The organism is Streptomyces sp. NPDC059909 (genome assembly GCF_042730885.1).
GTDB lineage: Bacteria > Actinomycetota > Actinomycetes > Streptomycetales > Streptomycetaceae > Streptomyces.
Genome location: NZ_JBHWKX010000003.1, coordinates 60,700 through 79,744 on the forward strand (window position 1 = coordinate 60,700; position 19,045 = coordinate 79,744).

19 protein-coding genes are annotated in these 19,045 nt (G+C 71.5%); 13 read left to right on the forward strand and 6 right to left on the reverse strand.

The features are described 5' to 3' along the window. Positions 1 to 6: 6 nt before the first annotated feature. From ACFV9O_RS03950 to ACFV9O_RS03965, 4 genes are all read left to right on the forward strand, one after another. A complete protein-coding gene (locus ACFV9O_RS03950) occupies positions 7 to 1,182 on the forward strand; it encodes an ABC transporter ATP-binding protein (RefSeq protein WP_385411942.1) in 1,176 nt (391 codons plus the stop codon). Between the two features lie 148 nt (positions 1,183 to 1,330). Then, positions 1,331 to 1,990 (forward strand): trimeric intracellular cation channel family protein, encoded by a 660-nt coding sequence (locus tag ACFV9O_RS03955; protein WP_385411945.1) that lies wholly within the window; start codon positions 1,331 to 1,333, stop codon positions 1,988 to 1,990. 66 nt (positions 1,991 to 2,056) lie between these two features. Next, complete coding sequence (locus tag ACFV9O_RS03960; RefSeq protein ID WP_385411948.1) at positions 2,057 to 2,920, forward strand: thioesterase family protein; 864 nt, start codon at positions 2,057 to 2,059, stop codon at positions 2,918 to 2,920. Between the two features lie 191 nt (positions 2,921 to 3,111). Next, positions 3,112 to 3,606 carry a hypothetical protein gene (locus ACFV9O_RS03965; protein WP_385411949.1) on the forward strand — a complete coding sequence of 165 codons (495 nt, stop codon included), beginning with the start codon at positions 3,112 to 3,114 and terminating at the stop codon, positions 3,604 to 3,606. Positions 3,607 to 3,690: 84 nt separating this feature from the next. Here the strand turns inward: ACFV9O_RS03965 and ACFV9O_RS03970 are convergent, their stop codons facing one another. Next, positions 3,691 to 4,383: a TetR family transcriptional regulator gene (locus ACFV9O_RS03970; RefSeq protein ID WP_385411952.1), complete on the reverse strand. Its 693-nt coding sequence runs from the start codon at positions 4,381 to 4,383 to the stop codon at positions 3,691 to 3,693. A 54-nt stretch (positions 4,384 to 4,437) separates the two neighbouring features. Between ACFV9O_RS03970 and ACFV9O_RS03975 the strand changes: the two genes are divergently transcribed. From ACFV9O_RS03975 to ACFV9O_RS03985, 3 genes are all read left to right on the forward strand, one after another. After that, complete coding sequence (locus ACFV9O_RS03975) at positions 4,438 to 4,644, forward strand: hypothetical protein (RefSeq protein WP_385412516.1); 207 nt, start codon at positions 4,438 to 4,440, stop codon at positions 4,642 to 4,644. A gap of 16 nt (positions 4,645 to 4,660) precedes the next feature. Then, positions 4,661 to 4,936 (forward strand): DUF4190 domain-containing protein, encoded by a 276-nt coding sequence (locus tag ACFV9O_RS03980; RefSeq protein WP_385411953.1) that lies wholly within the window; start codon positions 4,661 to 4,663, stop codon positions 4,934 to 4,936. 225 nt (positions 4,937 to 5,161) lie between these two features. Next, positions 5,162 to 6,325 carry a cysteine desulfurase family protein gene (locus ACFV9O_RS03985; RefSeq protein ID WP_385411956.1) on the forward strand — a complete coding sequence of 388 codons (1,164 nt, stop codon included), beginning with the start codon at positions 5,162 to 5,164 and terminating at the stop codon, positions 6,323 to 6,325. A gap of 59 nt (positions 6,326 to 6,384) precedes the next feature. Here the strand turns inward: ACFV9O_RS03985 and ACFV9O_RS03990 are convergent, their stop codons facing one another. Then, on the reverse strand, positions 6,385 to 7,071 hold the full coding sequence (locus tag ACFV9O_RS03990) for an N-acetylmuramoyl-L-alanine amidase (protein WP_385411959.1): 687 nt from the start codon (positions 7,069 to 7,071) through the stop codon (positions 6,385 to 6,387). 84 nt (positions 7,072 to 7,155) lie between these two features. Between ACFV9O_RS03990 and mnmA the strand changes: the two genes are divergently transcribed. Continuing rightward, the gene (mnmA, locus tag ACFV9O_RS03995) at positions 7,156 to 8,295 is read left to right on the forward strand and encodes a tRNA 2-thiouridine(34) synthase MnmA (RefSeq protein WP_385411962.1); all 1,140 of its coding nucleotides are present in this window, start codon (positions 7,156 to 7,158) and stop codon (positions 8,293 to 8,295) included. Between the two features lie 70 nt (positions 8,296 to 8,365). Here mnmA and ACFV9O_RS04000 read toward each other — a convergent pair whose 3' ends face one another. The 3 genes from ACFV9O_RS04000 to ACFV9O_RS04010 all read right to left on the reverse strand — a co-directional run bounded on the left by ACFV9O_RS04000 (position 8,366) and on the right by ACFV9O_RS04010 (position 10,642). Then, positions 8,366 to 9,232, reverse strand: a complete 867-nt coding sequence (locus ACFV9O_RS04000) for a DUF2637 domain-containing protein (RefSeq protein ID WP_385411965.1) — start codon at positions 9,230 to 9,232, stop codon at positions 8,366 to 8,368. A gap of 103 nt (positions 9,233 to 9,335) precedes the next feature. Then, entirely contained in the window at positions 9,336 to 9,839 is a 504-nt protein-coding gene (locus tag ACFV9O_RS04005; protein WP_385411968.1) for a hypothetical protein, read from the reverse strand. Further along, positions 9,836 to 10,642 (reverse strand): alpha/beta fold hydrolase, encoded by an 807-nt coding sequence (locus tag ACFV9O_RS04010; RefSeq protein WP_385412471.1) that lies wholly within the window; start codon positions 10,640 to 10,642, stop codon positions 9,836 to 9,838. Before ACFV9O_RS04010 ends, ACFV9O_RS04005 begins: the two co-directional genes overlap by 4 nt. 123 nt (positions 10,643 to 10,765) lie before the next feature. Between ACFV9O_RS04010 and ACFV9O_RS04015 the strand changes: the two genes are divergently transcribed. From ACFV9O_RS04015 to ACFV9O_RS04035, 5 genes are all read left to right on the forward strand, one after another. After that, on the forward strand, positions 10,766 to 11,305 hold the full coding sequence (locus ACFV9O_RS04015; protein WP_385412474.1) for a TIGR00730 family Rossman fold protein: 540 nt from the start codon (positions 10,766 to 10,768) through the stop codon (positions 11,303 to 11,305). A gap of 16 nt (positions 11,306 to 11,321) precedes the next feature. Next, positions 11,322 to 12,011, forward strand: a complete 690-nt coding sequence (locus ACFV9O_RS04020; RefSeq protein ID WP_385411971.1) for an SDR family oxidoreductase — start codon at positions 11,322 to 11,324, stop codon at positions 12,009 to 12,011. Beyond that, positions 12,008 to 13,006, forward strand: coding sequence for a methionine synthase (locus ACFV9O_RS04025; protein ID WP_385411973.1), 999 nt, complete (start codon positions 12,008 to 12,010; stop codon positions 13,004 to 13,006). The genes ACFV9O_RS04020 and ACFV9O_RS04025 overlap by 4 nt, the downstream gene beginning before the upstream one ends. A 12-nt stretch (positions 13,007 to 13,018) precedes the next feature. Then, positions 13,019 to 15,202: an NAD-dependent DNA ligase LigA gene (gene ligA / locus ACFV9O_RS04030; RefSeq protein WP_385411976.1), complete on the forward strand. Its 2,184-nt coding sequence runs from the start codon at positions 13,019 to 13,021 to the stop codon at positions 15,200 to 15,202. Between the two features lie 240 nt (positions 15,203 to 15,442). After that, positions 15,443 to 17,563 carry a putative bifunctional diguanylate cyclase/phosphodiesterase gene (locus ACFV9O_RS04035; RefSeq protein ID WP_385411977.1) on the forward strand — a complete coding sequence of 707 codons (2,121 nt, stop codon included), beginning with the start codon at positions 15,443 to 15,445 and terminating at the stop codon, positions 17,561 to 17,563. A gap of 236 nt (positions 17,564 to 17,799) precedes the next feature. On the opposite strand, the gene ACFV9O_RS04040 is transcribed toward ACFV9O_RS04035, so the two are convergent. Beyond that, complete coding sequence (locus tag ACFV9O_RS04040; RefSeq protein ID WP_385411979.1) at positions 17,800 to 18,990, reverse strand: DUF3103 family protein; 1,191 nt, start codon at positions 18,988 to 18,990, stop codon at positions 17,800 to 17,802. Between the last annotated feature and the right edge of the window lie 55 nt (positions 18,991 to 19,045).

Consider the following 19,045-nt stretch of genomic DNA (forward strand, 5'->3'; position numbering starts at 1 on the left):
AGTGACGTGACGATTCCGGCGCAGGCCGCCGCCTCGCCCTCCGCGCCCGAGCCGCTGCTCCGGGTGGACGGCCTGGTCAAGCACTTCCCCATCAAGAAGGGGCTGCTGCAGCGTCAGGTCGGTGCCGTGAAGGCGGTCGACGGGATCTCCTTCGACGTCCGTCCGGGGGAGACCCTGGGCGTGGTCGGTGAGTCCGGCTGCGGCAAGTCGACGATGGGCCGACTGATCACCCGTCTCCTCGAACCGACGGGCGGCACGGTCGAGTTCCAGGGGACCGACATCTCGCACCTGGGTGTGGCCAAGATGCGCCCGCTGCGGCGGGACGTCCAGATGATCTTCCAGGACCCGTACGGCTCGCTGAACCCGAGGCACACGGTCGGCTCGATCGTCTCGGCGCCGTTCCGGCTCCAGGGCGTCGAGCCCGAGGGCGGGATCAAGAAGGAGGTCCAGCGGCTGCTCGGCCTGGTGGGCCTCAACCCCGAGCACTACAACCGCTATCCGCACGAGTTCTCCGGCGGTCAGCGGCAGCGCATCGGCATCGCGCGGGCGCTGGCCCTGAAGCCGAAGCTGGTCGTCGCGGACGAGCCGGTCTCCGCGCTGGACGTGTCGATCCAGGCGCAGGTGGTGAACCTCCTGGACGACCTCCAGGAGGAGCTCGGCCTGACGTACGTCATCATCGCGCACGACCTGTCGGTCATCCGGCACGTGTCGGACCGGATCGCGGTGATGTACCTCGGCAAGATCGTGGAGCTGGCGGACCGCAAGTCGCTGTACGAGTCGCCGATGCACCCGTACACCAAGGCCCTGATGTCGGCGGTGCCGGTGCCGGACCCGCGGCGCCGGGGCGCGAAGAGCGAGCGGATCCTGCTGAAGGGCGACGTCCCGTCGCCGATCTCCCCGCCGAGCGGATGCCGCTTCCACACCCGGTGCTGGAAGGCGACGGAGATCTGCAAGACGCAGGAGCCACCGCTGCTGGAGCTCCGCCCGGGCCAGCAGGTCGCCTGTCATCACCCGGAGGGCGCGGCGGACCTGGCCCCGGACGAGCCGGTGCTCCCGTCGGCCCGCGAGGCGATCGAGGTCGTGACGATCACGAAGCCCGAGGCTTCGGAGGAGTCGGAGGAGCCGACGGCCGCCGAGCCGGAGGCCGAGGCTCCGGAGTCGGACGAGTCCCCCGAGAAGTAGTCGCCGGGCCCCGGGGCGAGCGGTTCCGCAAGGACCGCCCCCGGGGGTGTGCCCGCCGCCGGCACGCACCCGGGCGGCAACGCCGGTCCCAGGGCGCCCTGGGACCGGGTGGGGCCAGGGCGCACAAGCGAGGCGGCACAATTGGCCGGTGCTCCACGAACTGTTCACGCCCTCCGTCCAGCATGTGCTCGACCTCGCCGGGATCTTCGTCTTCGCGATCTCCGGCGCCCTTCTCGCCGTACGCAAGAACTTCGACGTCTTCGGCATCGCCGTGCTCGCCGAGGTCACGGCCCTGGGCGGCGGGCTGTTCCGGGACCTGATCATCGGTGCCGTGCCGCCCGCCGCGTTCACGGATCTCGGCTACTTCCTCATGCCGCTCGTCGCCGCCGTGCTCGTCTTCTTCCTGCACCCCGAGGTCGAGCGCATCCAGGGCGCGGTCAACGTGTTCGACGCGGCGGGGCTCGGCCTCTTCTGCGTCACCGGCACGACCAAGGCGTACGAGTACGGCCTCGGCCTCACCTCGTCCGCGGTCCTCGGCCTCGCGACCGCCGTCGGTGGCGGCGTCCTGCGCGACGTGCTCGCCAACGAGGTGCCGTCGCTGCTCCGCTGGGACCGGGACCTCTACGCCGTCCCGGCCATCGTCGGCGCCACGATGGTGGTTCTCTGCATCCGCTTCGACGCGCTCACCGCCGTCACCAGCGGACTCGCCGTCGTGACGAGCTTCCTCCTGCGCCTCCTCGCCATGCGCTACCACTGGCGGGCGCCGCGCGCCTGGAACCGACGGTCCACTGCCGCCGAGGAGGCCTGAGGGGAGGCGAGCGTGGGCCGCCGAGGAAAGCTACCGCTTAGTAGTTATCTGTTGTACGGTTCAGGCATGGCACAGGTGGCACAGGCAACCATCGGGGACAGCGAGTTCGACCGCGACACCGCTGTCGCCCTGCGAGACCCGGACGTCCCGGGCGTGTACGACGTGGAGCTCTCCGCCGGCTGGACGATCATCCACGCCGTCAACGGCGGCTATCTGCTGGCGCTGCTCGGCCGTGCCCTCGGCGACGCCCTGCCGCACTCGGACCCCTTCAGCGTCTCGGCGCACTACCTCAGCCCGTCCGCACCCGGCCCGGCCGTGATCCGCACCGAGACCATCCGCACCGGGCGCACCCTCTCCACCGGCCAGGCCTCCCTCTTCCAGTACGCGGAGGACGGGAGCGAGGTCGAGCGCATCCGCGTCCTCGCCACCTACGGCGACCTCGACGCTCTCCCGGACAACGTCCGTACGACCGCGAAGCCGCCGGCCATCCCGCCGTACGAACACTGCCTCGGCCCGGCCGACGGTCCCGCGCCCGCCATTCCCGGCTCCTCGGCGATCACCGAGCGGCTGAACATCAAGCTCGACCCCGCCACCGTCGGCTGGGCCGTCGGCGCGCCCTCGGGCAAGGGCGAGATGCGCGGCTGGTTCGGGCTCGCCGACGGCCGCGACGCCGACCCGCTCTCGCTCCTGCTCACGGTCGACGCACTGCCGCCGACTTCGTTCGAGCTCGGCCTCAAGGGCTGGACCCCGACGGTCGAACTCACCACCCACGTACGGTGCCGCCCTGCCCCCGGCCCGCTGCGGGTCTCCATCACCACCCGCAACCTCGCGGGCGGCTTCCTCGAGGAGGACGCCGAGGTCTGGGACAGCGCGGACCGTCTGGTCGCCCAGTCGCGTCAGCTGGCGAAGGCCCCGCTGACGACCGGCTGACAGTCGGGTACTGCCCGGTTGACCGCCGGGTGCTGCCCGGTCGACCGTGGGGTGCCGCCCGGCCTCAGGTGAGCGGCACCCGGCCGAGTGTGTGACGGGTGTCGGTCCACGGCGCCGGCGGCACCCGCATGGCACGCTCGCCGCACGGCGGCGCACGGGACACGGTGTGCGCCTCCGATGCGGGAGGCCCGGTGGATGTCAGCACGTTCTACGCACTCTTCGCAGCCACCTGTTTCACGCTGGTCGGCCTCTGGTGGAACGTGGTGCAGGGTCATCCGGAGTGGCTGCGCGATCCGACGTTGCGCAGGACCGTCGGGGGTATCTACCTCTCCTTCCTGCTGCCCGCGCTCATGGGACTGTTCGCGCAGGTCGGCGGCACCGAGACCCCGGCGGTCTGGCGGTTCAGCTTCGTCGTGCTCGCCGTGATCGGCTGTGTGTCGACGCTGCGGCTGACCGGACGCAGCCGCCGGGACGGCTCCTCGGTGCTGCTGACCCTGGCGCAGGCCGTCGCGGCTCTGTTCTACGCCTTGATCGCCGTGGTGGGCGCGGCCCCCGAGCTCGCCGATGTGGTCGGCCTGCAGCCGATCCAGGCCGAGGCGGTGCTGCTGATCCTGCTGGTCGTGCTGGGCCACGGGCTCGTGTGGAGGTTCATGGCGGGCGAGGGCCGCCCTGCCGAGACGGACTGAGGCGCCCGGCGCGCGCGGTCGGGCCCGGACCGGTGGACGGGATACGGGCCGGCGGACGGGCCCCGACCGGTGGAGGGGCCAGGGCTAGTCGCGGTTTTTCAGCCAGTGGCGGCGTCCCAGCGTGACCAGGCGCAGCCGGTCGCGTGCGATGCGGGCGACTTCGTGTGCGTCCGGGACCGTGTCCGGGCCGCCGGTCTCTCCTGCATGCCCAGCCCCTTCGGCCCCTTCGGCCCCTTCGGCCTCCAGGGCTTCCAGGAACGCCGACGCGGTCATCACCATGTGGTCGACATACATCCCCGCCAGCATCCGCAGGTCCGCCTCGCTCCAGCCCTCCGACACCGGCTCCCGGGCGAGCGCTTCGGCCACCTCCTCGGTGAAGCGTTGCAGTTGGTCCGCGATGGCCGCGCGGACCCGGCCGACGCCTCCGTGCCGCTCGCGCGCGATGAAGCGGAAGTGGGCGGGCTGCTCCCGTACATGACGGGCGATGAGATCCACGGTGCGCTCGATCCGCAGCCCGGCGTCGCCCGTCTCGGCGAGGATCTCGCCGATGAGGCCGTGCAGGCTGCCGAGGGTCTCCTCGACCAGGGCCACGCCGAGCTCGGCGAGATCCGCGAAGTGCCGGTAGAACGCGGTCGGCGCCACCCCGATGGCCCGGGTCACCTCGCGCAGTCCGAGGCTGCTCAGGCTCTGGTGCTCCAGCAGCCGCAGGGCCGCGTCCAGGAGTGCCTGACGGGTCTTCAACTTCTGGGCCTGGCGGATGCCCACGGTGTGACTCATGCCATTCAGTAAACAACCGTACTCCGGTTCTGGGAAGACTAGACTGAGAAGTCAGTGAACAGTTGTACTCCCCAATCGATCTCGTTCCGCGAAAGGCTGATGATGGTCGCCCTCGTCGCCGTACTCCTACTGCTGGGAGTCCTCCTGGGTGCCGTGGCTCAGATTCCGCTCCCCGCGTCCGCCGTCGCCGCCGCCGTCATCGGCGCCTGGCTGCTCGTCTTCGCCGTACGTGAGCGGCTCGCGCGCCGCCGCGCCCACTGACCCCGGGAGCCGGACCATGGAACTCGCCCCCTCCGCCCGCCGGTTCACCGGGACGACGCGGGACGCCGACGGCATGGCCGTCGCCGCGTTCGTGCTCGGCCTGGTCGGCCTGCTGGTGATGAACGTCATCCTCGGCCCCGCCGCGATCGTGCTCGCCGGACTCGCCCTGTGGCGCGGGACCGCACGCCGTGGCCGTGCCCTGCTCGGTCTGGGCCTCGGCGTTGCCGATCTCGTCGTCCTCGTCGTGCTCCTGAGCGGCAACGGGACGGTCGCCTGGAACTTCGGCGGCTGATCCCAGGTCTTGTGCGGGCCCGCTACGACGCGGCCCGGCCGGTCCTTGCCCGGGTCCCTGTCCGTGCGGCTCGGCGCGCTCGGTCCATGCCGCCGAGCGGAGCGCCCGCGGGGTACTCCGCCCCGGCACCGCCCACGCCGACCGGTCGGTCGACCGGTCGGACGGCCGCCCCGGTGCCCCGGCGGCGCAAGCCGGCACCCGTCGGCTCGTAGAATCATGGGCACCATGGCTTACCTCGACCACGCCGCGACCACTCCGATGCTTCCGGAGGCGATCGAGGCGATGACCGCCCAGCTCGCCGTCACCGGCAACGCCTCGTCGTTGCACGCCGCGGGCCGGCGGGCCCGCCGTACCGTCGAGGAGGCCCGTGAGACGCTCGCCGAGGCGCTCGGGGCACGACCCAGCGAGGTCGTCCTCACCTCTGGCGGCACCGAGGCCGACAACCTCGCCGTGAAGGGCCTCTACTGGGCCCGCCGGGACGCCGACCCACGCCGCACCAGAGTCCTGGCCGCCCCCGTCGAGCACCACGCCGTCCTGGACGCCGTGCACTGGCTCGGCGAGCACGAGGGCGCGAACGTCGAGTACCTGCCCGTCGACCCGTACGGACGCGTGCACCCCGAGGCGCTGCGCGAGGCGATCGAGCGCGACCCGGACGATGTCGCCTGCGCCACCGTCATGTGGGCCAACAACGAGATCGGCACCGTCATGCCGATCCGTGAACTCGCCGAAACTGCCGCGGAGTTCGGCATTCCGCTGCACTCCGACGCCGTGCAGGCCGTCGGGCAGCTCGACGTCGACTTCGGTGCTTCCGGCCTCGCGGCGATGACGGTGAGCGGCCACAAGATCGGCGGCCCCTACGGAATCGGCGCGCTGCTGCTCGGCCGCGAGTACAGCCCGGTGCCCGTCCTGCACGGCGGCGGTCAGGAGCGCCACGTACGCTCCGGGACCCTCGACGTGCCCGCCGTCGCCGCCTTCGCCGTCGCCGGGCAGCTCGCCGCCGAGCGCCGCGCCGACTTCGCCCGCGAGATCGGTGGCCTGCGCGACAAGCTGATCGAGACCGTACGGAGCGCCGTACCGGACGCGATCCTCGGCGGCGACCCCGAGGACCGGCTCCCGGCCAACGCCCACTTCATGTTCCCCGGCTGCGAGGGCGACTCGCTGCTGCTGCTCCTCGACGCCCAGGGCATCGAGTGCTCCACCGGCTCCGCCTGCACGGCCGGCGTCGCCCAGCCCAGTCACGTCCTGCTCGCCGCCGGCACCGACCCGGACCTGGCCCGCGGCACACTCCGCTTCAGCCTCGGCCACACCTCCACGGATGCGGACATCGAGGCCGTCGCGAAGGTCATCGGCCCAGCGGTCGAGCGCGCGCGGACGGCAGGGCTCAGCTGACCGCAGGGCTCAGCTGACGACAGGACTCGGCCGACGCAGGACTCGGCGGACGCCAGGGCTCAGCCGGCGGTCGTCGTCGACGGCTCCGGCGGGGCGGCCATGGCCTCCCGCACCAGCCGTATGTACCGGTCCCAGTCCCAGTGCGGTCCGGGATCGGTGTGGTCCGTCCCCGGCACCTCGACGTGGCCGATGATGTGCTTCCGGTCCGCCGGGAACCCGTACCGCCTGCATATGTCGGCCGTGAGCCGCGCCGACGCCGCGTACATCGCGTCCGTGAAGGCCTTGGGCCGGTCCACGAAGCCCTCGTGCTCGATCCCGATGCTCCGCTCGTTCATGTCACGGTTGCCCGCGTGGAACGCGACGTCGAGCTCGCGGATCATCTGGGCGATCCGCCCGTCCTTGCCCACCACATAGTGCGCGGCCGCGCCGTGACCCGGGTCCTTGAAGACCCTGAGGGCGGTCGGATAGCTGCCCTGGACGACATGGATCACGACACGGTCGATCGTGTAGTCGTCGGGCCGGTCGGCCCGCCGCCAGTTCGCGCGAGCCGCCGCCGTCCACGCCGCGCCCGCGTGGTCGAGTTCGCCCTCGACCCGCTTCTTCTCCATGCCGGGCAGCCGCCACCAGGCACGCCTCAGCTCGTCCCTGGCGGCCACTCCCGCACCGACGAGCGCCGCGCCGCCGCCGATCAGCACGGCCCGCCGGCCGACGCCGCGCGGCGCGGCCGCCTTGCCTCTGCTGCCCATGCCACCCCTCTCCACTCCCGATCACTTTCCCGAACGCTTACTCGCGAGCTTTCGGTTCCCGGGGCCCCGTACCCTGGTAGGGCTATGACTGAGACTCGCCAGCGCCCCCTCCGTGTCCTCGCCGCCATGTCCGGCGGTGTGGACTCCGCCGTCGCCGCCGCCCGCGCCGCCGAAGCGGGCCACGACGTGACCGGGGTGCACCTCGCGCTCTCCGCGAACCCGCAGTCGTTCCGCACCGGAGCGCGCGGCTGCTGCACGATCGAGGACTCGCGCGACGCCCGCCGCGCCGCCGACGTCATCGGCATTCCCTTCTACGTCTGGGACCTCGCCGAGCGCTTCCGCGAGGACGTCGTCGAGGACTTCGTCGCGGAGTACGAGGCGGGCCGCACCCCGAACCCGTGTCTGCGCTGCAACGAGAAGATCAAGTTCGCCGCGCTGCTGGACAAGGCCCTGGCCCTCGGCTTCGACGCCGTGTGCACGGGCCACTACGCCTCGGTGGTCGTCCGCGAGGACGGCACCCGTGAGCTGCACCGGGCGAGCGACATGGCCAAGGACCAGTCGTACGTCCTCGGTGTGCTCGACGAGAGGCAGCTCGCCCACGCGATGTTCCCGCTCGGTGACACGCTCACCACCAAGGACGAGATCCGTGCGGAGGCCGAGCGCCGGGGTCTGGCCGTGGCGAAGAAGCCCGACAGCCACGACATCTGCTTCATCGCCGACGGTGACACCCAGGGATTCCTGGCGAAGCGCCTCGGCAAGGCGGAGGGCGACATCGTCGACGAGTCAGGCACGAAGCTCGGCACCCACGACGGCGCGTACGGCTTCACCATCGGCCAGCGCAAGGGCCTGCGCATCGGTCACCCCGCCCCCGACGGCAAGCCGCGCTACGTCCTGGACATCTCGCCCGTCAACAACACCGTGACGGTGGGCCCCGCCGAGGCCCTCGAGGTCACCGCCCTCACCGCGATCAAGCCCCGCTGGTGCGGCACGGCCCCCGCCGGCCCCGGCACGTACACCGCACAGCTGCGCGCCCACGGCGGCGAGACCGAGGTCTCGGCCGAGCTGGTGGGCGACGAGCTGCGGGTGGTCTTCACCGAGCCGGTCCGCGGCGTCGCCCCCGGCCAGGCGATCGTGCTGTACGACGGCACGCGCGTCGTCGGCTCGGCGACGATCGCGACGACGACGCGGCGCGCGGCGGACACGGTCGTCGCGGGCCGGGGCTGAGCGACGACCGCGTCCGGGCGCCGTCCGCCCGAGTGCTGATCCGTCCGGCGGCGAGGCGCCGCCGGAGGTATCACTGAAGGAAACCGCTGCGACGGGTCGGCGGCTGGGGAAACGAGCCCCTGGAGGCTCGTTTCTCGCCGACCGTCCTGTTGGCCGCGATCGGTGTGCTGCGCAACCTCGTGCCCGCCTGCCTGACAGTGGGGCGCCAAGGGATCGGCGACGGGGCCGTGGTGCGGTGGCGCGCAGTGGCCTGGCGGGGAGGCCGATCCATGGTGATCTGGCGGACGAGCTGTTGGAAGCAGGCCAGAGCCGCGATGGGGGGCAGCGCGACCGAGGCCATGTCGGCAAGGTTCTTCGGTGCTTGAGCCACGCACAGCGCTGTGGCGATCGTGCTGAAGCAGACCACGACGATCCAGGAGTGCAGAGCTCGGCGCCGGTGGATGCAGGCGCGCAGGATGGACAGGGAGGCGACCATCCAGGGCCCGTAGACCAGGAACGGCCACCACCCGACCATGCCGGGAGAGGTCCCTGGCTCGGCGACGCGCCGCAGTGGCTCAAAGGCGATCACGCCCCCGAGAACGCTGACCATGGAGACGATCACGGCGGCCAGCGCGGCCATGTACAGGCTGACGGTCTGCAGCGGCGTACGCTCGGGCTTTCGCACAGGGACCCGTCGGCGGTGGCCGTGTGCGGGGCGCTGACGGGGGAGTTCGGCGGTGCTCTCGGTCATCAAGGCGAATGCACCGTCGTCCTCCGGCCCGGCGGCTTCTCCATAGCCGTAGGGATTCGGCCCAACGGCTTCTCCATAGCCGTAAGGAAATGTTCCGGAATCGCTCCCGTCCGCGGTCTGCAGGAGCTCCGCCAGTTCTTCAGCGGGGTCCCAGGGCGCGTCAAGTGCCTCCAGGCCGAGGGGAGCAAGCTGCTGCTGGCCGCCCAACGACGGGTGGGGTTCCTGGGGTGGGTTGGCATACGGGTCCATCCAGGGAGGGAAGCCTCCACTGTCGGGATGGGCGGCCGCAGAACCGTACGAGCCGTGCTCGTCATACATGGGCGCTTCGCCCCGTCCCCTCGTCACCGTGTCCGGCGGGCGATGGGTGGTGTGCTGCGTTCCAGAGTCGGTGGAAATTGGCCTGGATCTGGCCGATCGCTGTCAGAAAATCCCCAAGCACCGAGGAGGAGTACCTCAGTTCGATCTGCCGATCGGCGCAGTGGAGCGTCGGCGCGCACTCGACAGAGGCCGGTGTGAAGATCCATTCTCCCTGCCCGAGCGCAGGGGAGCCGACCATGTTCCAGGAGGCAATTGGGCCTGCATGCTGTGCTTTCGTCATATTCCAAACAACGACCTCGACCTCGGTCGTGGCGCCCGGCAATCGGGTGACGTAATCGCCGTATGCAGGTGATAAGTAGAGGAATCCTGATCGGGTTTTCGCAATATCGCGAGAGTGTCCTTTTCGCTCCATTGGTGGAGCGTTCTTGATGGTCGCCGACCGGGTGCGGTCGTGAAAACGTGAAAATCCGGGAGACGGACGGCCCAGGGACGTCACGCCGCGAAGTAGTCCTCGAGCACCGGCGCCAGGACATGCGGCGCCACCTCGTGCGTCTGACCCGTCAGCGTGCGGTGGCGGCCGCGGGGGAGGGTCTCGGAGATCACACGGACCGTCTCCCGCTGCCAGCCGGGGCTCGCGCCGCCGTCGACCACCATCACGCGCGCGGTGATCTCGCGCAGCCGCTGCGTGGGCACCCGGGCGTCGCCCATGACCGCGTGGTCGTAGGCCAGGGTGGGCGCGAGCGCCTCGAGCTCCCCCCAGAGGGGGGAGCGACGGAGCCGGTCCAGCGTCCAGGGCGGCATCATCCGGGCCAGGAAGAGCTCCAGCGCGTCCGCGCGCCGGTCCTCGGCGAGCAGGCCGTCCAGACGCGCCCGCCGGGCGGCGCTCTCCCGGCGGCCGGCCGGGTCGGTCAGGAACGGCGGCTCATAGACGGACAGTTGGGCGATGGGCAGGCCGGCCGCCGCCGCCTCCAGAGCCAGCGCCCCGCCGGACGACATCCCGTGGACGCACGCGCTGCCGCCCGCCGCGTCGACGATCGCCGCGAGGTCCTCGATCTCGCGCTCCACGGCGTACGGAGCGGTGTCCCCGCTGGCCCCACGGCCGCGCCGGTCGTACGTCAGCACACTGAACCGGTGCGCGAGCAGGGCGGCGAGCGGGGCTTCGTTCGCGGCCGTGGCCAGCGCGCCGCTGACCAGCACGACGGGAGGACCGTCCCCCTGGCGCTCGTAGGCGATGACGGTGCCGTCCTCCGACATCGCCGTTCCCCGGATCCTGCTCAGCGTCGTGTGCGGGTTGTCCATGTCCTGGTGACCGGTGCCGTGCCCCGAACTCATCGGCAGCGGAGGGGATTTCCCGATAAATCTTGAGTGGGCCCGATGACGGCGGTGGGCCGGCTGTCGGTGCCCGACCGTACGGTGGACCGCATGAACATCTGCGTCTTCCTCTCCGCCGCCGATCTCGACGAGCGCTACACCCGCCCTGCCCGCGAATTCGCCCGGCTCCTCGGCAAGGGCGGGCACACCCTGGTGTGGGGCGGTTCGGACGTCGGTCTGATGAAGGTGGTCGCGGACGGCGTGCAGGAGGCGGGCGGGCGCCTCATAGGTGTCTCGGTGGACTTCCTGGCGGGGAAGGCGAGGCAGCACGCCGACGAGATGGTGATCGCCGAGGATCTCGCCGAGCGCAAGGCGCTGCTGCTCGCCAGGGCGGACGCCGTTGTGATCATGGTGGGGGGTACGGGCACGCTGGACGAGGCCACCGAGATCCTGGAGCTGAAGAAGCACGGCAGGACCACGATGCCGGTGGTGCTGCTCAACACCGCGGGGTTCTACGACGGGCTGAAGCAGCAGTTCCGCCGTATGGAGGACGAGGGCTTCCTGCCCGTCCCCCTCACCGACCTGGTCTTCTTCGCCGAGGACGCGGTGGCCGCGCTCGCCTACCTCGAGGAGGGCACGGGGGTGCGGTGATGCGAGCATTGCAGGCATGGCTACACATCTGATCACCGGGGCAGGCTCCGGCATCGGCGCGGCCGTCGCGCGCCGGCTGCACGAGCGTGGCGACGAGCTCCTGCTGCTGGCCAGGGACGCCGGGCGCGCCAAGGAGCTCGCCCAGTCCTACCCCGGCTCCCGCACCCTCGTCGGCGACCTTGCCGCACCCGACCGGCTCTCCTGGGCGTTCTCGCACCAGACGATGCCCGAGCGCCTCGACTCCCTCCTGCACATCGCGGGCATCGTGGACCTGGGCCGGATCGGCGACCTCACGCCGAAGACCTGGCACGCCCAGCTCGATGTGAACCTGGTGGCCCCGGCCGAGCTGACCCGGCTGATGCTGCCCCAACTCCGGGTCGCCCAGGGCACGGTGATCTTCGTGAACTCGGGCGCGGGCCTGAACGCCCATGCCGAGTGGGGCGCCTATGCGGCCTCCAAGCACGGCCTGAAGGCGCTCGCCGACTCGCTGCGCCACGAGGAGAAGCCGAACGGCGTCCGGGTCACCTCCGTCTACCCGGGACGCACGGCCGGCCCCATGCAGGCCAAGGTGCACCAGCAGGAGGGCAAGGAGTACGACGCGGCGCAGTGGATCGACCCGGAATCGGTCGCGACGACGATCCTCACCGCGCTCGATCTGCCGCGCGACGCGGAGATCAACGACCTGACGGTGCGGCCCGGACGATGAGCGACGACTCCCTCTGGGGCCCCGCCACCGGGGTCGGCTCGATGCCCGGTGGCGACGCCCGCGAGGCCGCCAGGACCGTCACAGGAACCTTCGAGGACTTCCCGTATCTGCCGGAGCTTCCTGCCCGCGGCCCCGGCGCCGACATGATCGGGCGGACCATCGGCCTGCTCGTCGAGATGTACGGGCACGTCGAGCCCAGCGGCTGGCGCGTCAGCGACCGCCCGGGCCGGGACACCCGGCGGGCCAGGTCCTGGCTCGGGGAGGACCTGGACGCACTGGAGGAGTTCACTCAGGGGTACCAGGGCCCGCTCAAGGTCCAGGCCGTCGGGCCCTGGACACTCGCGGCGGCCCTGGAGCTCAGGAACGGGGAGGCCGCCCTGGGCGACCCGGGCGCCTGCCGCGACCTCGCGGGTTCGCTCGCCGAAGGGCTGCGCGCGCATCTCGCCGAGGTGCGCCGGCGCGTCCCCGGAGCCCGGGTGCTCCTGCAGCTCGATGAGCCGTCGCTCACGGCCGTCCTGCGCGGCCAGGTCAGGACAGCCAGCGGCTACCGCACGCACCGCGCGGTGGACCGGCAGATCGTCGAGAGCGCGCTGCGGGACGTGATGGGCGCCGCCGACGGGCCGGTGGTCGTGCACTCGTGCGCGCCGGACGTGCCGTTCGCACTGCTGCGCCGGGCCGGGGCCGCAGGAGTCTCGTTCGATTTCGGCTTGATCACCGAGCGTGACGAGGAGGTGATCGGCGAGGCCGTGGAGGGCGGTACGAAGCTCTTCGCGGGAGTCGTGGCGTCCACGGACGGTCCATTGTCGGACCCTGCCGGTAGCGTCATGGGTGTCAGGACGCTGTGGCGCAGGCTGGGGCTGAATCCGGGGACTCTCGCCGAGTCCGTGGTGATCACTCCGTCGTGCGGGCTCGCGGGCGCTTCGCCCGCGTATGCGCGCGCGGCCCTCGCGCACTGCGTCAGAGCGGCGAGATCGCTCGCGGACAACCCTGAGTGACGGAGGACGAAGGTGGCTGTCGAACAGCAGGGGTCGGTGCCCGCCGAGGCGCGCGAGAAGCATGCTCAGCTGGCCGAGCAGGTCGAGGAGCACCGCTTCCGGTACTACGTGAAGGACCAGCCGGTCATCAGCGACGCCGAGTTCGACAAGCTCCTGCGGTCGCTGGAGGCGCTGGAGGAGGAGTATCCGGAGCTGCGCACACCGGATTCGCCGACCCAGAAGGTCGCGGGGGCGTACGAGACGGAGCTCGCCAAGGTCGACCACCGCGAGCGGATGCTCTCGCTCGACAACGCCTTCGACGAGGCGGAGCTGGCGGCCTGGGCGGACCGCATCGCCAAGGAGCTCGGGACGTCCTCGTACCATTTCCTGTGCGAGCTCAAGGTCGACGGCCTCGCGGTCAATCTGACGTACGAGAAGGGCCGGCTGACCCGCGCCGCGACCCGCGGCGACGGCCGCACCGGCGAGGACATCACGCCCAACGTGCGGACGATCGGCGACATCCCGGAGCGACTGCGCGGTGACCGTGTGCCGGATCTGGTCGAGATCCGGGGCGAGGTCTACTTCCCGATGGAGGCCTTCGAGGAGCTCAACGCCCGACGGGTCGCCGCGGGCGAGCAGCCGTACGCCAACCCCCGTAACTCCGCATCGGGTTCGCTGCGCCAGAAGGACCCGAAGGTCACCGCGACCCTGCCGCTGCACATGGTGGTGCACGGAATCGGCACGCGCGAGGGCCTGGAGATCGAGCGGCTCTCGGAGGCTTACGAACTGCTGCACGCGTGGGGCCTGCCGACCGCCCGGCACTACAGGGTGGTGGACTCGCTCGACGAGGTCCGGGAGTTCATCGCGTACTACGGCGAGCACCGCCACTCCGTGGAGCACGAGATCGACGGCGTCGTCGTCAAGCTCGACGAGATCCCGCTCCAGGGCCGCCTTGGTTCGACGTCGCGGGCGCCCCGCTGGGCCATCGCGTGGAAGTACGCGCCGGAGGAGGTGAACACCAGGCTCGTCGACATCAAGGTGGGCGTGGGGCGCACGGGCCGGGTCACGCCGTACGCGCAGGTGGAGCCGGTGAAGGTCGCGGGCTCCGAGGTCGAGTTCGCCACCCTCCACAACCAGGACGTGGTGAAGGCCAAGGGCGTCCTCATCGGTGACACGGTCGTGCTGCGCAAGGCCGGCGATGTCATCCCGGAGATCCTCGGGCCGGTGGTGGACCTGCGGGACGGCACCGAGCGGGAGTTCGTGATGCCGGCCGAGTGCCCCGATTGCGGCACGGCGCTGCGGCCCATGAAGGAGGGCGACATCGACCTCCGCTGTCCCAACGCCCGCACCTGCCCGGCCCAGTTGCGCGAACGGCTCTTCTACCTCGCCGGGCGCAAGTGCCTGGACATCGAGAACTTCGGCTACGTGGCGGCCGCGGCGCTCACCAAGCCCCTGGAGCCCGCCGAGCCGCCGCTGGCGGACGAGGGCGATCTGTTCGATCTCACCGTCGAGCAGCTGCTGCCCATCAAGGCGTACGTCCTGGACCAGGACAGCGGCCTGCCCAAGCGCGACCCGAAGACCGGCGAGGAGAAGATCGTCACGGTCTTCGCCAACCAGCAGGGCGAGCCGAAGAAGAACACTCTCGCGATGCTGGAGAACATCGCGGCGGCCAAGCAGCGCCCGCTCGCCCGCATCATCACCGGCCTGTCCATCCGCCACGTCGGTCCGGTCGCGGCGGAGGCACTCGCCCGCGAGTTCCGCTCGATCGACCGGATCGAGCAGGCCACCGAGGAGGAGCTGGCGGCCGTCGAGGGCGTCGGCCCGACCATCGCCGCCTCGCTCAAGCAGTGGTTCGAGGAGGAGTGGCATCGCGAGATCCTGCGCAAGTGGCGGGCCGCGGGCGTCCGGATGGAGGAGGAGGGCGCGGGCGAGGACGAGGGACCACGCCCCCTGGACGGCCTCACCGTCGTCGTCACCGGAACCCTGCAGAACTACACCCGGGACGGCGCCAAGGACGCGCTCCAGAGCCTCGGCGCGAAAGTGACCGGTTCCGTTTCCAAGAAGACCTCATTCGTCGTCGTGGGTGACAACCCCGGTTCGAAGTACGACAAGGCCATGCAACTCAAAGTACCGGTGCTCGACGAGGACGGCTTCGTGGTGCTGCTCGAACAGGGGCCGGAGGCGGCCCGTGGCGCCGCGATGCCGGCCGAGGAGTAGCACGGACGCTCGAGCACAACTTCCGGCAAAGATCACCCGTTCGGCGCATATCAGATGGATAGGCGTGGCTGGGTCGCATTCGGGCAAGACCTGTAGAGCGCTGCCCGTCAGGGCCTTCTGCGGCCTAATGTTGAGGTGTGCGCCTGTCGTGCATGGCTGCGTGGTGAGGTTCCAGCCGTGGTGGCATGACAAGGGGGCCATCGCGTGGCATCGGCACCGCCGGCTGTGAGAGGGACGGGAATGAAACCGACCGAAAGTGCCGCCCCGGTCTCACGGCCGCCTCGTTTCACGGGGTTTGCGGGCATCATCGCCAGGATGCCCTTCGTGGTCGCGGGGCTCGCAGCCGTCGTCCTGACGACGGGTCTGGTCAGCGCCCTCCAGGAGGGGCGCGCGCTCTTCCCGGGCGGCACCGAGGGCTGGTCCCTCGCCCTGCTCACCGGCATCATCGTCGGCCATCTGGTCGCGCTCGGCCGCGACCGCTGGTGGGGCGGCACCGGCTCCGGTGCCGCCCTCACCCTCGCCGTGCTGCTGCAGTTCGGCTGGGTGCCCGCGGGGCTCGTCAGCCTGGCCGTCGTGGTGCTGGTCGGCATCGCCCGCCGGCACCGCTGGCGCCAGGGGGTGCTGCACGGAGCCGCGGACATCCTGGGCATAGCCGCCGCGGCGCTGGTCCTGGCCGCGTTCGGCGAGTCGCCGACCGTCGAACAGCCCTGGCAGCCCCTGGAATGGGGCCTGGACGCGATCCCCGAGGTGGTGCTCGCGGCGGCGGCCTATCTCGCCGCCACCCGGCTGCTGCTCTGGTACGCGCTGGCACCGCAGGGCGGCGGACTGCCCACCGCCGCCCGTACGGCCCTGCTGCGGCAAGGTCTTGTCGCCGTCGCCCTGCTCGGCATCGCTCCGCTGATCTGCGTGGTCTCGACCGCCCTGCCGATCCTGCTGCCGCTCTTCGCCGTGCCGCTGATCGCCCTCGACTCGACCCTGTGGATCGCCCGGGCACGGGCAGAGGAGCAGCTGCGCGACCCGCTCACGGGTCTGCCGAACCGTCAGTGGCTCCTGGAGCGCACCTGGGCGGCGCTGGAGGAGGCCGAAGACATCGGCGCCCGGTCCGCGCTCGTCCTGATCGACCTCGACCGTTTCCGATCGGTCAACGACACCCTCGGCCATCTGGCGGGCGACCGGCTGCTGCTCCAGATAGCCGATCGGCTCCGGCTCGCCCTGCCGCGCGGGGCGGAGGCCGCACGGCTCGGCGGCGACGAGTTCGCCGTGCTCCTCCCGACGGCCGACTCCACCACCAGCGCGCAGCGCGTCGCCCGCCATCTGGTGGGCCAGCTCTCCTCGCCGCTCGATCTCGACGGGCTCACACTGGTGCTGGAGGCGAGCGCCGGCCTCGCCGTGTTCCCGGACCACGCCCTGGACGCCGAAGGGCTGCTGAGACGCGCGGATGTGGCGATGTACCAGGCGAAGCGGGACCGTACGGGTGTCGAGGTGTACGAATCCAAGCGGGATTCGAACACGCCGGACCGCCTCGGCCTGCTCGGCGATCTGCGCCGGGCGCTCGACGCGGGCGAGGTGGAGCTCCACTACCAGCCCAAGGTCGGCTTCGACGGCCATGTGGCGGGCCTCGAGGCGCTGGTGCGCTGGGTGCACCCGGATCGCGGCCGGGTCCCGCCCGACGAGTTCATCGCCATTGCCGAGTCCTCGGGGCTGATGCCCCATCTGACGGAGTACGTGCTGGAGACGGCGCTCGGCCAGGTCGCCAAGTGGCGGGCCCAGGGCCTCTTCGTGCCGGTCGCCGTCAACGTGTCACCGCGTGACGTCCACACCGCGGGCTTCGCGGGCGCGGTCGCGGCGCGGCTGGCACGCCACGGTGTCCCGGCGGGGGCGCTCCAGCTGGAGATAACGGAACACGTGCTGCTGGAGGACCCGCAGCGCGCCGCGGACACCCTGGCCGGGCTCGCGGGCCACGGGGTGAAGATGTCGCTGGACGACTTCGGTACGGGGTACTCGTCGCTGGTCCATCTGCGCCGGCTCCCCGTGAGCGAGCTGAAGATCGACCGCTCGTTCGTGGCCCGGCTGGCGGTCGACGCGGAGGACGCCGAGATCGTCCGCTGCACCGTCGACCTCGCCCACTCGCTCGGCCTCCTCGTCGTCGCGGAGGGCGTCGAGGACGACGAGACCTGGGAGCGGCTGCGCGACCTGGGCTGCGACGCGGTCCAGGGCTGGCTGGTCGCCGCCGCCATGCCGCCGCAGGAGACCACGGGCTGGCTCCGCGCCCGCGACGAGCACGGCTGGCGCCGTCCCGTGGGCGAGCTCCCGCCCGCAGCGGCCGACGCGGACCGCCCGTCGGGCCACGTGGTGAACTAGGGGATGTCCTGCGGACCCTGCCGGGCTCGCGTGCCCTGGCACCTCACCTCGGCCGTGCCCTGCGGCGGGCCCGGGGGGACCTCATGCACCGGACCCCGCTCGCCCCGCGGCGGTAGCCGCTGATGCTACAGCCGGCCTGATCCGCAGGACACGCCCTGGTGACGGGTGCGGCGACGGTCGCCGCACCCGCACCCGCACCCGTCACGCGGCACTCGGCGAGACATTCGATGCAGCCGTCAGAACTGCTCCACCCAGTACGGCTCGACGGTCATCCAGCCGTTGCCGGAGGCACCCGTGCGACGGCCCTGGTCCTGCCGGGAGAGCGTGTACCAGGAGTCCACGTAGTCCGGGTCGTCCGTGTACCAGGAGTCCGGGATCGCCGCGAGGACCGCGTCCACCAGGGGCGCATAGACGCCCTGGTCGGTGAGCGTCAGCAGGGCGGCCGCGATGGCGCGGGCGAGCTCCTTGTAGTTCGTGTCGCCGTCGTCCTCCATCAGGACCACGTCGGCGAGGTTGTACTTGTAGCTGAACCAGTTCACCAGGACCTGGTTCGGGTAGTACGTCCGCCCGTCGTCGTCGAGGTACGGCATCTGCACCGTGTCGACCCGCGCCACGCCGTCCTGGCCCCAGCCGGTGACGAGGGCGTAGATCTCGGCCCCGCCCTTGATCCAGGGCTCCATGTCGTCGGCCAGCCCGATGGACGTGATCCTGGTGGTCCAGACACCGTCGGTGGATGCCGCGGCCCCGGTCGGCGCCGTGGGCTTCTGCGAGCCGGCCGCCGTGCCCACGCCCAGTTTCGCCAGTTCACGGTCGAGGACGTCCAGGCCGGCGGTGAGCGCCTTGGACGTGTCGATGTCGATGAGATACACGGGCAGGGCGGGGAGCTTGTCCGCCGCAAGCACATGGGCCCGGCCCGCGCCGTCCCAGGCCGTGACGGAGTTCCGGTTGTCGTCCGACACGGCGGCGGCCACCAGGGGCTTCACGCCCTTCGCGAGGGCCGTACGCATCGACGGGTCGGCGAGCCGGAGCCGGAGCAGTGAACCACTGCCGGCGTCCAGGCCCTTGGCCTCGGCCAGCTCCTGGTCGGCGTCCGCGACGGCCGCCTCGAGGCGCCGGCCCGCGGGCGCGGTGGACCGGTCGCTCAGCGCGTGCAGGTCGACCGCCGCCGAGCCCAGGGCGGCGGCGCGCAGCTGGGCACTCCATCGGGAGTCGGCGAGCGAGACCGCGGTGTCGCGGGCCAGCTCGTCCTGGATCCTCTCGGTCGCGGAGAGAGGCGCGGAGTGAGACGCGCGGTGCGGCGCGAGGTGAGGAGCGGGGACGGCCGGTGAACCTGTCGCCGCCTGAACGGCCGTGGCCGGCAGCACGGTTAACGCGAGGGCGGCACCGGCCAGGCCCGCCAGGGCCCGTCGGCTTCTTCGGGTGCTCATCGGTCCTCCTGGGACGAGAGAATGCCCCGGGCGTCTCCCGGGGCACGGCGTACGC

Bases quoted from the DNA above. Each gene is read 5' to 3' on its own strand.
- ACFV9O_RS03985 (WP_385411956.1), top strand. From the start codon at position 5,162: ATGGCTTACCTCGACCACGCCGCGACCACTCCGATGCTTCCGGAGGCG.
- ACFV9O_RS03990 (WP_385411959.1), bottom strand. From the start codon at position 7,071: ATGGGCAGCAGAGGCAAGGCGGCCGCGCCGCGCGGCGTCGGCCGGCGG.
- ACFV9O_RS03980 (WP_385411953.1), top strand. From the start codon at position 4,661: ATGGAACTCGCCCCCTCCGCCCGCCGGTTCACCGGGACGACGCGGGAC.
- ACFV9O_RS04040 (WP_385411979.1), bottom strand. From the start codon at position 18,990: ATGAGCACCCGAAGAAGCCGACGGGCCCTGGCGGGCCTGGCCGGTGCC.
- ACFV9O_RS03970 (WP_385411952.1), bottom strand. From the start codon at position 4,383: ATGAGTCACACCGTGGGCATCCGCCAGGCCCAGAAGTTGAAGACCCGT.
- mnmA (WP_385411962.1), top strand. From the start codon at position 7,156: ATGACTGAGACTCGCCAGCGCCCCCTCCGTGTCCTCGCCGCCATGTCC.
- ACFV9O_RS04025 (WP_385411973.1), top strand. From the start codon at position 12,008: ATGAGCGACGACTCCCTCTGGGGCCCCGCCACCGGGGTCGGCTCGATG.
- ACFV9O_RS03960 (WP_385411948.1), top strand. From the start codon at position 2,057: ATGGCACAGGTGGCACAGGCAACCATCGGGGACAGCGAGTTCGACCGC.
- ACFV9O_RS04015 (WP_385412474.1), top strand. From the start codon at position 10,766: ATGAACATCTGCGTCTTCCTCTCCGCCGCCGATCTCGACGAGCGCTAC.
- ACFV9O_RS04010 (WP_385412471.1), bottom strand. From the start codon at position 10,642: ATGGACAACCCGCACACGACGCTGAGCAGGATCCGGGGAACGGCGATG.
- ACFV9O_RS04035 (WP_385411977.1), top strand. From the start codon at position 15,443: ATGAAACCGACCGAAAGTGCCGCCCCGGTCTCACGGCCGCCTCGTTTC.
- ACFV9O_RS04020 (WP_385411971.1), top strand. From the start codon at position 11,322: ATGGCTACACATCTGATCACCGGGGCAGGCTCCGGCATCGGCGCGGCC.